Source organism: Xanthomonas sp. PPL134, from assembly GCF_040595915.1.
GTDB classification, from domain to species: domain Bacteria; phylum Pseudomonadota; class Gammaproteobacteria; order Xanthomonadales; family Xanthomonadaceae; genus Xanthomonas_A; species Xanthomonas_A indica.
The window spans coordinates 158,579-172,570 of the sequence record NZ_JAMDLL010000003.1; the positions used below are offsets into that span (position 1 = coordinate 158,579).

12 protein-coding genes and 1 pseudogene are annotated in these 13,992 nt (G+C 71.4%); 6 read left to right on the plus strand and 7 right to left on the minus strand.

Going from position 1 to position 13,992, the window contains the following annotated elements:
• Positions 1 to 81 precede the first annotated feature (81 nt).
• Together M3U25_RS08595 and M3U25_RS08600 are read left to right on the plus strand one after the other, a co-directional pair.
• Complete coding sequence (locus M3U25_RS08595) at positions 82 to 1,176, plus strand: efflux RND transporter periplasmic adaptor subunit (RefSeq protein ID WP_355498381.1); 1,095 nt, start codon at positions 82 to 84, stop codon at positions 1,174 to 1,176.
• Positions 1,173 to 4,298, plus strand: a complete 3,126-nt coding sequence (locus tag M3U25_RS08600) for an efflux RND transporter permease subunit (RefSeq protein ID WP_355498378.1) — start codon at positions 1,173 to 1,175, stop codon at positions 4,296 to 4,298. The genes M3U25_RS08595 and M3U25_RS08600 overlap by 4 nt, the downstream gene beginning before the upstream one ends.
• A gap of 37 nt (positions 4,299 to 4,335) precedes the next feature.
• Here M3U25_RS08600 and M3U25_RS08605 read toward each other — a convergent pair whose 3' ends face one another.
• Together M3U25_RS08605 and M3U25_RS08610 are read right to left on the minus strand one after the other, a co-directional pair.
• Positions 4,336 to 5,457, minus strand: coding sequence for a glycosyltransferase family 4 protein (locus M3U25_RS08605; protein ID WP_160947559.1), 1,122 nt, complete (start codon positions 5,455 to 5,457; stop codon positions 4,336 to 4,338).
• On the minus strand, positions 5,454 to 6,197 hold the full coding sequence (locus M3U25_RS08610) for a polysaccharide deacetylase family protein (protein WP_242161000.1): 744 nt from the start codon (positions 6,195 to 6,197) through the stop codon (positions 5,454 to 5,456). The genes M3U25_RS08605 and M3U25_RS08610 overlap by 4 nt, the downstream gene beginning before the upstream one ends.
• Positions 6,198 to 6,350: 153 nt before the next feature.
• Here M3U25_RS08610 and M3U25_RS08615 point away from each other — a divergent pair, with 153 nt between their 5' ends.
• Positions 6,351 to 6,908: a GNAT family protein gene (locus tag M3U25_RS08615; protein ID WP_355498374.1), complete on the plus strand. Its 558-nt coding sequence runs from the start codon at positions 6,351 to 6,353 to the stop codon at positions 6,906 to 6,908.
• 43 nt (positions 6,909 to 6,951) lie between these two features.
• Here M3U25_RS08615 and M3U25_RS08620 read toward each other — a convergent pair whose 3' ends face one another.
• A complete protein-coding gene (locus M3U25_RS08620; RefSeq protein WP_355498371.1) occupies positions 6,952 to 8,013 on the minus strand; it encodes a hypothetical protein in 1,062 nt (353 codons plus the stop codon).
• Between the two features lie 470 nt (positions 8,014 to 8,483).
• Between M3U25_RS08620 and M3U25_RS08625 the strand changes: the two genes are divergently transcribed.
• From M3U25_RS08625 to M3U25_RS08635, 3 genes and pseudogenes are all read left to right on the plus strand, one after another.
• The gene (locus tag M3U25_RS08625) at positions 8,484 to 9,326 is read left to right on the plus strand and encodes a TrmH family RNA methyltransferase (protein ID WP_355498367.1); all 843 of its coding nucleotides are present in this window, start codon (positions 8,484 to 8,486) and stop codon (positions 9,324 to 9,326) included.
• A gap of 112 nt (positions 9,327 to 9,438) precedes the next feature.
• A pseudogene (locus tag M3U25_RS08630) lies at positions 9,439 to 9,771 on the plus strand (cytochrome P450); the annotation flags it as partial.
• On the plus strand, positions 9,761 to 10,033 hold the full coding sequence (locus tag M3U25_RS08635; protein WP_355498598.1) for a hypothetical protein: 273 nt from the start codon (positions 9,761 to 9,763) through the stop codon (positions 10,031 to 10,033). The pseudogene M3U25_RS08630 and the gene M3U25_RS08635, both read left to right, overlap by 11 nt.
• Positions 10,034 to 10,060: 27 nt before the next feature.
• Here M3U25_RS08635 and M3U25_RS08640 read toward each other — a convergent pair whose 3' ends face one another.
• From M3U25_RS08640 to M3U25_RS08655, 4 genes are all read right to left on the minus strand, one after another.
• Entirely contained in the window at positions 10,061 to 11,113 is a 1,053-nt protein-coding gene (locus tag M3U25_RS08640) for a LacI family DNA-binding transcriptional regulator (protein ID WP_355498364.1), read from the minus strand.
• Positions 11,114 to 11,174: 61 nt separating this feature from the next.
• Complete coding sequence (locus tag M3U25_RS08645; RefSeq protein WP_355498361.1) at positions 11,175 to 12,590, minus strand: M28 family peptidase; 1,416 nt, start codon at positions 12,588 to 12,590, stop codon at positions 11,175 to 11,177.
• Between the two features lie 93 nt (positions 12,591 to 12,683).
• Positions 12,684 to 13,103: a large-conductance mechanosensitive channel protein MscL gene (gene mscL, locus M3U25_RS08650; RefSeq protein WP_019798175.1), complete on the minus strand. Its 420-nt coding sequence runs from the start codon at positions 13,101 to 13,103 to the stop codon at positions 12,684 to 12,686.
• Positions 13,104 to 13,213: 110 nt separating this feature from the next.
• Positions 13,214 to 13,921 carry a fumarylacetoacetate hydrolase family protein gene (locus tag M3U25_RS08655; RefSeq protein ID WP_355498356.1) on the minus strand — a complete coding sequence of 236 codons (708 nt, stop codon included), beginning with the start codon at positions 13,919 to 13,921 and terminating at the stop codon, positions 13,214 to 13,216.
• Positions 13,922 to 13,992 lie beyond the last annotated feature (71 nt).

Below are 13,992 nucleotides of genomic sequence, written 5' to 3' on the forward strand. Positions count from 1 at the left end.
CGTCGGTCATGGTCGCCGTGTGTCAACGCTCGTCACGCCGGGCCGTTAGACTGCGTCGAACTCCACGCGTCCGGGATCTCCATGCCGCACCGACCACGCGCCGGCGTCCGCCTGGTGTGCCTCCTGTTGTCGTCGCTCGCGCTCGCTGGCTGCTGCAAGCCGTCGGCGCCGACGAGCGCCGGCACTGCGGTTCCGGTGACGCTGCAGACGGTGCAGCCCCGCGAGTGGAACGACAGCCTGTCCTCGCTGGGCACGGTCAAGGCGCGCGAGTCGGTGACGCTGACCGCCAAGGTCAGCGAGATCGTGGAGCGCGTGCATTTCGAGAGCGGCCAGGAAGTGGCGGCCGGCGCGCCGCTGGTGACGCTGCGCGGGCAGGGCCAGCAGGCGGCGCTGCGCGAGGCCGAGGCCACCTACACCGAGGCCGAGCAACTGTACCGGCGGCAGAGCGAGCTGGTCGGGCGGCAACTGGTCTCGCGCGCGCAACTGGACACGCAACGCGCCCTGCGCGACGCCGCACAGGCGCGGGTGCTGCAGATGCGCGCGGAGATCGGCGACCGCAGCGTGCGCGCGCCGTTCGCCGGCGTGCTCGGCCTGCGCCAGGTCAGCCCCGGCGCGCTGCTGACGCCGGACGCCACCATCGCCACGCTCGACGACGTGGCCCAGGTCTACGTGGATTTCCAGGTGCCGGAAGCGGCGCTGTCGACGGTGCAGGCGGGCGATACCGTCGGCGGCCGCAGCGTGGCCTATCCGGGACGCGCCTTCGAAGGCAAGGTCGCCACGGTGGATGCGCGCGTGGACAGCGCCACCCGTGCGGTCACCGTGCGCGCCGCGTTCGACAACGCCGACCGCGCGCTGCGCCCGGGCATGCTGATGGACGTGCGCCTGTACCGGCCCGCCCGGCAGGCGCTGGTGATCCCGGAGATCGCGGTGGTGCAGGTGGGACGCGACGCCTTCGTCTATCGGGTCGGCGCCGACGCCACCGTGGCCCGCGCCGATGTGCGCACCGGCGCGCGCCGCGACGGCCTGGTCGAGATCGTCGACGGCCTGCAACCCGGCCAGCGCATCGTGGTCGAGGGCACCGGCAAGCTGCGTCCGGGCGTGGCGGTGGTCGATGCCGCCGCCAGCGCTCACGGCGGCGCGCGCAGCGGCAGCGCCGCGGCGGATCTGGCGCGATGAAGCTGTCCGACGTCTCCATCACCCGGCCGGTGTTCGCCGCGGTGATGAGCCTGTTGCTGGTGGTGCTGGGGGTGATGGCGTACAGCCGGCTGACCCTGCGTGAGCTGCCGGCGATCGATCCGCCGATCGTCTCGGTGGAGGTGCGTTACCCCGGCGCCTCGGCGGCGGTGGTGGAAAGCCGCATCACCCAGGTGCTGGAGGACGCGCTGGCCGGCATCGAAGGCATCGAGACGATCCAGGCGCGTAGCTCCAATGGCGTGGCCGACATCAGCATCGAGTTCCGCGCCACCCGCGACATCGAGGCCGCTGCCAACGACGTGCGCGACGCGGTCAGCCGCGTGCTCGACCGCCTGCCCGACGAGGCCGACGCGCCGGAGATCGCCAAGGTCGAGGCCGATGCCGATGCCATCCTGTGGCTCAACATGAGCTCCAGCACGATGGACGCGCTGCAGTTGTCCGACTACGCCGAACGCTACGTGGTGGACCGGCTCTCCAGCATCGACGGCGTCGCCCAGGTGCGCCTGGGCGGGCGCCAGCGCTATGCGATGCGGATCTGGCTGGACCGCGACCAGTTGGCCGCGCGCGCGCTCACCGTGACCGACGTGGAGAACGCGCTGGCCCGCGAGAACGTGGAACTGCCGGCCGGCCGCCTGGAATCGGCCGATCGCGACTTCACCCTGCGCGTGGAGCGCGGCTATCGCACGCCGGCGGACTTCGCCGCCATCCCGCTGGGCAAGGGCCGCGACGGCTACGTGGTGCGGCTGGGCGACGTGGCCAAGGTGGAACTGGCCTCGGCCGAGCGCCGCGCCTACTTCCGCAGCAACGGCGTGCCCAACGTCGGCCTGGGCATCGTCAAGACCTCCACCGCCAACAGCCTGGACGTGGCCCGCGCCGCGCGCGCGGCGGCGCAGCAGATCCAGCAGACCCTGCCCAAGGGCACGCAGATCTTCGTCGCCTTCGATTCCACGGTGTTCATCGATGCCTCGGTGGAACGCGTCTACCACACCCTGATCGAGGCGGTGGTGCTGGTGCTGGTGGTGATCTGGCTGTTCCTGGGCAGCGTGCGCGCGGCACTGATTCCGGCGGTGACGGTGCCGGTGTGCCTGGTCGCTGCGTTCATCGCGCTGTATGCGTTCGGCTTCTCGATCAACCTGCTGACCCTGCTCGCGCTGGTGCTGTGCATCGGCCTGGTGGTGGATGATGCGATCGTGGTGGTGGAGAACATCCAGCGCCGCGTCGACATTGGCGAACCGGCGCTGGTGGCGGCGCGGCGCGGCACCGCGCAGGTCGCCTTCGCGGTGATCGCCACCACCGCAGTGCTGGTGGCGGTGTTCCTGCCGGTCGGCTTCCTCGAAGGCAACACCGGCCGCCTGTTCCGCGAACTGGCGGTGGCGCTGGCCGCGGCGGTGGCGATCTCCGCCTTCGTCGCGCTGACCCTGACCCCGATGATGTCGTCCAAGCTGCTCAAGGCGCATGCCAGCGAACGGCCCAACCGCGTGCATGGCTGGGTCGAGGCGCGGCTGCAGGGGCTGAGCGGGCGCTATCGGCGCGTGCTCGAACGCCACGTCGGCCGCGCCTGGCTGTTCGGCGCGCTGATGCTGGCGGCGCTGGCGGCCAGTGCGCTGCTGGCGCGGATGATTCCCTCGGAACTGGCGCCGGCCGAGGACCGCGGCTCGTTCCAGGTGATGATCGATGCGCCGGAAGGCGCCGGCTTCGACTACACCGTGGGGCAGATGCACCAGGTCGAGGCCATCCTCGACCGCCACCGCGGCGACGGCCAGCCGATCGCGCGCGCCAACCCGCGCGTGCCCGGCAGCTTCGGCGCCAGCGAGGAGATGCACACCGGCCGGGTCAGCGTGTTCCTGCGCGACTGGAGCGAGCGCGACGTGGCCACTGCCGACGTTGCCGCCACGCTGCAGGAGGAACTGCGTGCCTTGCCCGGCGTGCGCGCGCGCACCCAGGTCGGCGGCGGGCTGGTCAACAGTCGCGGGCAGCCGTTCCAGATCGTGCTCGGCGGCCCCGACTACGCCGAGATCGCGCAATGGCGCGACCGCCTGCTCGCGCGCATCGCCGACAACCCGGGCCTGGTCGGCGCCGACTCGGACTACAAGGAAACCCGGCCGCAGATGCGCGTGGAGATCGACCGCCAGCGCGCGGCCGACCTCGGCGTGCCGGTGACCGAGATCGGCCGCGCGCTGGAGACGCTGATGGGCTCGCGCCAGGTCACCACCTTCGTCGACAACGGCGAGGAATACGACGTGATGTTGCAGGCCAGCCGCGACGGCCGCGCCAACCCGGCGGACCTGGCGGCAATCCGCGTGCGTGCCGACAGCGGCCAACTGATCCCGCTGTCCAACCTGGTGACCCTGCGCGAAGTGGCCGAGCCGGGCAACCTGCACCGCTTCAACCGCCTGCGCGCCATCACCATCAACGCCGGCCTGGCCCCGGGCTATCCGCTCGGTGAGGCGATCGCCTGGGCGCAGCAGGTGGCGCGCGAGGAACTGCCCGACTACGCGCAGCTCGACTGGAAGGGCGAATCGCGCGAGTACCAGCAGGCCGGTGGCGCAGTGCTGCTGACCTTCGCCCTGGCATTGCTGATCGTGTACCTGGTGCTGGCGGCGCAGTTCGAGAGTTTCATCCACCCGCTGGTGATCATGCTGACCGTGCCCCTGGGCGTGCTCGGCGCGCTGATCGGCCTGGCGATCAGCGGCGGCACGCTCAACCTGTTCAGCCAGATCGGCATCGTCATGCTGGTGGGGCTGGCGGCCAAGAACGGCATCCTGATCGTCGAGTTCGCCAACCAGTTGCGCGACGCCGGGCGCAGCGTGCGCGAGGCCATCGTCGAAGCCTCCGCGGTGCGGCTGCGGCCGATCCTGATGACCTCGCTGGCCACCGTGGTCGGCGCGATCCCGCTGGTGGTCGCCGGTGGCCCCGGGTCGGCCAGCCGCGCCACCATCGGCATCGTGGTGATCTTCGGCGTGTCGGTGTCCACGCTGCTGTCGCTGTTCGTGGTGCCGGCGTTCTACGCGCTGCTGGCGCCGTACACGCGCTCGCCGGACGCAGTGCAGCAGCGCCTGCAGGAACTGGAAGCGCGGACGCCGCCGGTCGGCGGCCACGCCTGAGCCGGATCGCCCAGGCGCGTTGGCGCAGCGAGAGCGCTCAGGCCGGATCGGTGCGCGACGACGCCAGCGGCTGCGGCGCGCAGCGCGGCTGCTGCAGCAGGTGCACGAACTGCGCGGCGATCACCGCGCCGCCGAAATGGCGCTGCACGAAGTCGCGCCCGGCCTGGCCCATGCGCTGGCGGCGTTCGCCGTCGCACAGGCGCAGGATCGCATCGCGCCAGCTATCCACGTCGCCGGGCGTGAGCAGTTCGCCGCTGACCCCAGGGTCCAGCGTCTCGGCGGTGCCGCCGACGTGGCTGGCCAGCACCGGCACGCCGCTGGCCTGCGCCTCCACCGAGACCCGGCCGAAGGTTTCCGGTGCCAGCGACGGGAACGCCAGCATCGACATCGCGTTGTAGTACGGCGTGGTGTCGTTGACCCAGCCGACGAAGCGGTGGCGTTCGCCATGCGGCTGCGTCGCGGCCTGCGCCTGCAACTGCGCCGCGTCCGGGCCGTCGCCCAGCCACAGGCAGTGCAGCCGCGGCTCCTGCGCCATCGCCGCCGAGGCCGCCTCCAGCAGCGGGAAGATGCCCTTGCCGGCATGCATGCGCCCGCTGTAGCCGAGCACGATCGCATCCTCGGGCAAGCCCTGCGCGGCGCGGATGGCGCGGCCGCGTTCGGGATCCGGGCGCAGCCGCTCCATCGTCACCGGGTTGTACAGCACCTGCACCAGCGCCTCCGGGACGCCGCGCTCCAGGTAGGCCTGGCGCGCGTAGTGCGACACCGCGAAGAAGCGCGCCGCCAGCCGCGGGATGGCATAGCCGGACAGCGCGCTCATCGCCGGGGTGCGGTGGCGGAACAGCGTGACGGGGATGCCCAGCGCCCGCCCGGCCAGCAGCAGCGGCCAGTACTCCTTGCCGAAGTTGCCGACCAGCCAGTCCGGCCGGCTGCGTCGCGCCACGCGCAGCAGCGGCCCGTAGCCGTCCGGATCCAGCACGTTGCGGAAGTGCCCGACGTGCACTGTGATGCCGCTGCGGCGCAGCTCGTCGGCGATCAGGCCGCCCTCGCAGGCGATCACTTCGACCTGGTGGCCGACGCCGGCCAGGGCCTGCGCCAGCGCCACGAAATGCGTGGCCGCGCCGGTGTTTTCGGGATTGGTGCCGACGAACAGGAATTTCATCCGCGCCGGTCCTCGTAGGCGGTGAAGGCGCGCAGCGCGAATTGCGGCAGCAGGTGGTGGCGGGCGACCTGGATGCGCGGATAGCGCATCGGGTCCGAGCCGGCCGGCGCGCGGCCGCGGCGGGTGCTGGTGGCGGCGGTGTAGCCGGCCTCGCGCACCACATCGGCGACGCGGTCGTCGACATCGCCGTAGGGGTAGCAGAACTGCGGCACCGCCTCGCCGAGCAGGTCCTCCAGCTCGCGCTTGCAGCCGCCGATCTCCTCGCGCAGCGCCGCATCGCTGCAGCCGGTCAGGTGCGGGTGCGAGCGGGTGTGCGCGCCGATCTCCATGCCGCCGGCGCGCCACTGGCGCAGCTCGGCGAGGTTCATCAGCGGCTTCTCGATGCCCAGCTTCTGCGCATCCCACACGTTGTGGCGGCCGATGCAGCCGCTGACCATGTACACCGTGGCGGTGAAGCCCAGCCGCTGCAGCACCGGCAGCGCCGCATGCAGGTTGTCCAGGTAGCCGTCGTCCAGGGTGACCACCGCGACCTTGCCCTGGCGCTCGCCGCGCAGGTACGGCATGGCGTCGGACATGGACAGGCCGCGGTAGCCCAGCCGCTGCAGCAGGCGCATCTGCCGGGCGAAACGGCCCGGGCTCACGTACAGGCTGCGGTACACCTGCAGGTGGCGCGGCGCCTCGGCCACGTTGTGGTACATGAAGATCGGAATGCGGGCCGTGGCGGCGGTGTCGGAGGGCATCGGGGAACGGCTCTTTGGACGGAAGGGCGAGGTGCGGCGCGGCAGTCTAGCGGCCCTGGCTTTCGCTGGTCTGTCAGGGAAAACCCTCAGCCGTGGACGATCGCGCGCCGCAGCCGGCGGCTATGCTGGGTGCCCGCAGCACAGGAGCCGCCGATGTCCGAGACCGCCGCCGACGCCCCCTGGCGCGATCTGCAACTGCATCTGGATGGCATCGTGCTGCGGCGTTGGCGTGCCAGCGACCTGGACGCGCTGGTCCGCCACGCCGACGATGCCCAGGTGGCGTGCGGGCTGAGCCGGCGGTTTCCGCACCCCTACACGCGTGCCGACGGCGCGGCCTTTCTGGGCGGACAGGTGATCGACCTGAACGACCCGGTGCTGGCGATCGAGATCGGCGGCGAGGCCTGCGGCGGGATCGGCCTGCATGCGGCGGCGCAGCCGGCGCCGGACCGGGCCGAGCTCGGCTACTGGCTGGGCAGTGCGCACTGGGGCCAGGGGCGGATGACCCGCATCGTCGCCGCCTACCTGGGCTGGGCGGTGCCGGCATTGCGACTGCAGCGGATCGAGGCGCTGGTGCTGCCGGACAATCACCGCTCGGCGCGGGTGCTGCAGAAGAACGGCTTCGCCGAGATCGGCGTGCGCCCCGAGGTGTCGGTACGCGACGGGAAACGACGCGATTTGCGGCTGTTTGCCCGGACCTGGCCGGCAGCCTGATCCGCGCGTCGCTCGTTCGGAGCGACGCGCGGGGGTCACGACCTCAGTAGGAAATGGTCGCCGAGGTGGCGGTGGTATCCACGGCGTAGTCGCACTGCACGTCCAGGCCGGAGCTGTCGATGTACGACACCCACGCCGGTGACGTCACCCGTTGCATGCGGTAGTCGTACACGCCGATCGACTCGAAGGTGATGCGGCGGTCGGGCGGATACTGGTCGCAACTGTCCACCGCATACACCTCCAGCGCGCCGCCCACCACCAGGTGCGTCCGGGAATTGATGTCGTAGGTGGTGCTGAGCCGCACGCTCTGGCCGCTGGTCACGTTGCGCGTGTCGACGTTCCAGTTCGCGCAGGGGCTGCCGTTGTTGCAGGTGGCATAGGTGTCGCTTACGATGCGGTCGCCGGCCTTGGCCGGGATGAAATCGCTGTACCACACCATGCCGTCCTGGCAGCAGTTCCAACTGCTCAGATCCCAGGTGTCGCTGTCGCCGCGGTAGCCCAGCACCGGTTGCAGGATGGTCGGGTCGTCGCTCTGCATCCCGGGGAAGAAGTACACCGTCTGCTGCGCCACGTTGGTCGGGTTCTGCGGCACCGTCCAACTGGCCACGATGCGGCCCATCTTGTTGCCGGTCACGTCGATGGCTGCTTGCACCCAGTCGTGGGTGATCGGCGGCGGCACCGCGCGGCGGGCGCTGGAGGCCGCCAGTGCGGCGTTGCCGCGGACTTGCCGGCCATCCACGCCGCGTCCGTCAGGTCGTACCCGGATACCGCTGGGCGTGAAGTTGTCCTGCGTGCAGGCCTGCGCCTGTTCGCGCACGCCGTCGGCGCGCTGCACGAGCCCGTCGCCCAGGATGCGTTCGTTGCGATGGACCTGGCGCACGCAGGCAGGCGCGAAGTAGCCGAAGGGCGTCTGGATGTAGTCGTCGGGGACGTCGGCGGGTTTGTGCGCGGCGCGCAGGGCGCCGGCCCGGGCCAGGCGCGCATCGGGCGCGGCGGTCTGCGCCAGCGCGCTCGCGCTGAGGCCGAACAGCGCCAGCATCAGCAGCAATGCGGCGCAGGCATGGTGGCGCGCGGTCCAGGAGGAGGTGCGGAGCTCGGAGTGCATGGAAGTTCGCCTTGTCGTGAGAATGCGGAATGCGTTCTCGGGAGGCCATCCGGCGCAGCGGCGCGGCGCGTTGCGGCGCCCACGGTCGCGGTGTGCCTCCCGCCTGCGAAGCGAGTGGGATGGGACGTGGCTGTGCTCGATAAAGGCCTGCGTGATTGCTGAGGAAGCGGCGACGATGGACCCAACGCGCAGCGCGCGCTTGTCGGATTTCCGCATGCCGCGCCGCGAATCCCGCATGGTGCGGGCGAGGGTGAACTGCTTCTCGGTCGCCGCCGCGATCTGGTTTGCGCTTCGTGTCGCGCGATGTAGACAAGTGGCGGTGCCGCGATTGACCACGCCGGGGCAGCCGGCGGCGCGCGGATGAGCGAAAATGCCCGCAACCCGCCGTTCCCGACGAGCGGCCCACGCTTTTTTCAGGAGATTGCCATGCGTCATGCCCTTCGTTCCCGCTGCGCCACGGGCGTGCGCCAATGACCTCGCCGTGGGGCAATCGCCCGCGCGGCGGCAATCCCCCCGCTCCCCCCGGCAGAGGGGCCGGGGGTGAGGGTGCGGCGTCCGCGACCAACCGCAGCGAACTGCGCCTGTACGGCCTCAACGCCGTGCGCGCGGTGTACGCGCGGCGCCCGGAGGCGATCCGCAAGCTGTACCTGAGCGAGGCGCGGATCCCGGCGCTGCAGCCGCTGCTGAAGTGGTGCGTGGCCAATCGGGTCGGCTACCGCGTGGTGGACGAGGCCGATCTGCACAAGCTCGCCGCCAGCAGCCACCACGAGGGCGTGGTCGCCGACGTGCTGCGCGTTGCGCCGCTGGCCTTGGCCGACTGGCTGCAGACGCTGGCGCCGGGACCGGTGGTGGCGCTGTGGCTGGATGGCGTCGGCAATCCGCACAACTTCGGCGCGATCCTGCGCTCGGCGGCGCATTTCGGCGTGGGTGCGATCCTGTTGCCGGAGCAGGCCGCGCTGGCGCTGTCCGGTGCCGCCGCCCGCGTGGCCGAGGGCGGCGCCGAGGCGGTGCCGCTGGTACGCCTGCCGCCCGCGGCGCAGGCCCAGGCGCAATTGCGCGGCGCGGGCTTCGCCCTGGCGGCGACGCTGGTGGCCGGCGGCGACGATCTGTTCGCCACGGCGTTGCCGCAACGGCTTGTCTACGTGATGGGCGCCGAGAGCGACGGCATGGACCGCGACTTCGCGCAGGCCTGCGACCTGCGGCTGTCCATCCCGGGCAGCGGCGCGGTGGAAAGCCTCAACGTCGCCGCCGCCACGGCGGTGTTGCTGGGGACCTGGCGCAGCCGGCATCCGCACGCCCACGCGGTGAGCTGAGCACGGCGTCACGGACTGAGGGCGGGCTGCATTGGGCTACGCGATAGTGCGCGCGGCGGCCGGTGTCCGGCGGATGCGCTTCGCCGGGCTCCGATGCTTCGGGAGAATCGGGATGTCCGCCATCATGGTCGACCGCGATGCGCGCGCCACCGTGTTCGCCCCGCGTCTGCAGGCATTGCTGGGCACGCATCTGGGGCAGGACGCGTTCCGCCTGGATGCGGACACCATCGGCGTCGCCGGCGCCGCGCTGAGCGATCGCCTGCTCGCGGCGCGGCCGGCCACCGAACACGAACGGCCGACCTTCAAGCCACTGCATGGCCGCTCGATCGCGCGCAGCGAAGCGGCGAAGTTGATGCAGGCGATCGGCTGCGACGTGCGCGAGGCGTTGAAGCGTCCGGTGCCTGAAACGCTCGACCTGTCCGGCCCATGGCCGCATGTCGGCCACCTCGTGGGAGGAGCCGGACGCGTTCCGCCCCGAACGCTGGGACGGCCTGGACCCGGATGCGCTGCCGGGCTACCTGCCGTTCGGGCATGCGTCCGAACGGTGCTGGGGCCGGCACATGGTCATGCCGCTGGCCGAGCGGCTGCTGGACCTGCTGCGCAACCAGGGGTTGGTGGCCGACCCGCGGCAACGCCGCGCCGACGTGCCGTTGACCGGCCTGCTGGGCGTCGCCCAGGTCGACGCGGTCCGGCACGCGCGCGCCTGAGCGGCAGCGCACGCGTCGCCGTCGCGATCAGCCCGCCGCAGGCGGCGCGGTGGACGCGCGCGTGACCAGGGTGTAGTCCAGCACCTGGTGGGTGCCGCGGCTGGGCAGGCCATCGCGGCGCTGGCGGATCTCGCCGAGCAGCAGCGTCACCGCCGCCCCGCCCATCGCCGCCACCGGCTGGTGGATGGTGGTCAGCTCCGGCCAGATCGTGGTCGCCACCGGCGTGTCGTCGAAGCCGGCGATGGACAGATCTTCCGGCACGCGCAGGCGCAACCCGTGCGCGATCGCCAGCGCCGCTGCGGCCATGTCGTCGTTGCTGCACAGGATCGCGCTGGGGCGCGGCGCGACCTGCAGCAGTGCGGTGGCCGCGAGCAGGCCGGAGCGGTAGGTGAACATGCCCTCGGCCACGCGCTCCGGCGCCACCGTCAGTCCGGCCCGGGCCATGGTGTCGAAGAAACCGCGGCTGCGCAGCGCGCTGGGCGTGTGGCCGGGATCGCCGCTGACGAAGCCGATGTCGTGGTGGCCCAGGTCGAGCAGGTGCTGGGTGAGCGCGCATGCGGCCGCGTAGTCGTCGATGCGCACCGAGCTGACGCCGGGCAACGGCGCGCCGGTGGCCACCGCCACCAGCGGGATGCCGCGCGCGTCCAGTTCGGCGATGGTCTGCCGCGCATCGCACAGCGGCGGCGGCAGGATCAGGCCATCGGCACCGGCATCGAGCAGGCGTTCGGTGGCGGCGCGCTGGCTGTCGCTGTCTTCGCTCTTCTCCACCAGCACCTGGCAGCCTTCCAGGCTGCTCCGCTCGAGCACGCCGAGCATGAACTGGTTGAGGTAGGCCGCGCTGGGATTGCTGTACAGCACGCCGATGCGCGCCAGTCCTGCAGTGCGCAGCGAGCGGCCGGCGAGGTTGGGGCGGTAGCCGAGCGCCTGGATCGACGCCTCGACGCGTTCGCGCATGGTCGCGCTCACGCGCGGGTGGCGGTTGATCACGCGCGAAGCGGTCATCGGCGACACGCCCGCATGGCGGGCCACATCCAGCAACGTCACCGCTGAGCCCGCGCGGCGTTGCCGTATGCCCATCAAAGGTCCTGGCGCTGCTGCGGAAGGGAACCCCTGCGCGCGTCCTGCGCAGGTCCGGTGCACTTTACTCCCTGGGCGGTTTCACTGTCTTGGCCTGGCTGCCGAAACCGCCATCGGCCTGCGCCGCCAGATACGCGAACACCGCATACGCGGCGACGTTCTGCGCCAGCGCCTTCGGGTCGATCTTGTCCAGGGTGTCGTCGGCGGTGTGATGCAAATCGAAGTAGTCGCTGCCGTCCTGCGCCAGCCACGCCCAGGCGCCGCCCTTGGCCGCGAGCGGACCGACATCCGGGCCGGGGCCGCCGGCATCGGGCGCATAGGCGATGCCGAGCGGCGCCAGCGCCTCGGCGATCTGCCGGGTCGCCTCGCGCGAGCCGGCGGCGTCGCCGGAGCCGGTGTTGAACGCGTAGATGCGGCCGGCGCCGAAGTCGCTCTCGGCGGCGATCTGGTGCCGCGCCACGTCCTTGGCATGCGCCTGCGCGTAGGCCTTGCCGCCGTACAATCCCTGCTCCTCGTTGGCGAAGGCGACCACGCGGATGCTGCGCTTGGGCGCCTGCTTGAGCTGGCCGATCAGATGCCCGGCGGCCATGCTGATGGCCACGCCGGCACCGTCGTCGACCGCGCCGGTGCCCAGGTCCCACGAATCCAGGTGCCCGCCGATCAGCACGACCTCGTTGGGCAGCGAGCGCCCGGTGATCTGCCCGATCACGTTGTAGGAGGTGGCGGTGCCGTCCCAGCCGCAGTCCAGCGCCAGGCGCAGGCGCACCGGGCCGCGCGCGAGCAGGCGCGTGAGTTGGTTGGCATCGGGCACCGACAGCGCCGCCGCCGGCACCGGCGTCAGTCCCTCGTCATAGCGGGTGATGCCGGTATGCGGCACGCGGTGCGAATCGGTGCCGGCCGAGCGCATCACGAAGCCGATGGCCCCCTTGCGGATCGCTTCCGACGGCCCCTTGCTGCGCACCGCGCCGCCATTGCCGTAGTCCTTGCCGTCGCGCGTGCGCAGCATCTGGTAATCGACGAAGGCGATCTTGCCGCGCAGCGCGTCCGCGGGCGCCGCCTGCAACGCGGCCAGGTCGGCAAAGCGCACCACCTCGGCCTCGACCGTGCCGCCGGGGCTGCCGCCCAACGCGGTGACGGTCAGCGGTTGCGCATGCGCGCCGAGCACCTGCGCGTGTTCGCTGCGTCGCTCCCACTTCGGGAAGGTCACCGGCTCGGTCCACACCTTGTCGAAACCCAGTGCCTTGAATTTCGCCGTGGCCCAGGCCACCGCGCGTGCATCGGCCTCGCTGCCGGCCAGGCGCGGGCCGATTTCGGTGGTCAGCGATTCGACCACTTTCCAGCCGGTGTCGTCGGCCAGCGCACGCTCGCGCAACGTCGCCGCATCGCGCAGCGCCGCCTCCGGAATGCGCGTGGCCTCGGCGGCGACGGCAGGGGAGGACAGGCTCAGGACGGCAGCGATGACGACGGCGAGACGGCGCATGGAAGACTCCGCGGACAGGAACGGCGAGCTTAGCAGTGCCTCGCCGTCGTGCACGGCGCGGCCTCCATGCGAAGGCCGCGCACGCCGTCACGCTTACTCGGGGCGCGGCTCGTGCTTGAGCGAATCGCGGATCTCGCGCAGCAGCAGCACTTCTTCGCTCGGGGCCTTCGGCGCCGGCGGTTCCTTGCGCGCGATGCGGTTGATCGCCTTGACCAGCATGAAGATGGCGAAGGCCACGATCACGAACTGGATGATGGTGTTGAGGAAATCGCCGATGCCGATCACCACGGCCGGCACCGGCTTGCCCGCCGCGTCCACCGTGGCCGCCTTCAGCGTCCAGGCCCAACGCGAGAAATCCACGCCGCCCACGAGCAGTCCGATCGGCGGCATGATGATCTTCTCCACCAGCGCGGTGACGATCTTGCCGAACGCGGCGCCGAGCACCACGCCGACCGCCAGGTCCAGCACGTTGCCGCGCATGGCGAATTCCTTGAATTCGCGGATCATGCTCATCGGAACTCCTCTCTTGTCAGTGCGGGCCTGTCGCCGCGGCGCTAGCCTAGCGCAGTGACTGTGGTCGTCGGATCACGGCATGCGCACGGCGCGCGACCATGCGCTTGGCTTCAGCCGACGATGCTGCCGTGCCGTTCGGCCACGTTCTCCAGGCGCGCGCTGAAGCGGTCGCCCGGGCGCAGCGCGGCCACGCCGGCCGGCGTGCCCATGAACACCAGGTCGCCGGCGCGCAGCGCGAACAGCTTGGACAGCTCGTGCAGGATCTCCGGCACGTTCCAGATCATCTGATCCAGCAGCGATTGCTGACGCACCTCGCCGTTGACTTCCAGCGACAGGTTCAGCGCCTCCAGCGCACCGACTTCGCCGGCCGGGATCAGCTCGCTGATCGGCGCGGACGCATCGAAGCCCTTGGCGATATCCCATGGCAGGCCCTTGGCCTTGGCCGCGGCCTGCAGGTCGCGACGGGTCAGGTCCAGGCCCACGCCGTAGGCCAGGATCAGCGCGTCGGCGCCTTCCACCGGCAGCACGCCGGCCGGCGCGTCCTGGCCCAGCGCCACCACCAGTTCCACCTCGTGGTGCAGGTCCTGGGTCGCGGAGGGGTAGGGGATGGCCTCGTCGCCGATCACCAGCGCATCGGCCGGTTTCATGAAGAAGGTCGGCTGGCCGCGCTCGGCCTTGGAGGCCGGCGCGCTGGCGCCCATCTCGCGCGCATGGTCGGCGAAGTTGCGGCCCACACAGTAGATGCGATGCACCGGAAACAGGCCCTGGCCGCGCACGGGAACGCGCGGAGCCTCGGCAGCGGTGAACAGGTCTTTCATGGGCATGCATCCAACGAGAAGGGGATGCAGCAGTCTAGCGTGTCGGGTTCAACCCGACTTCAACAGGCCTA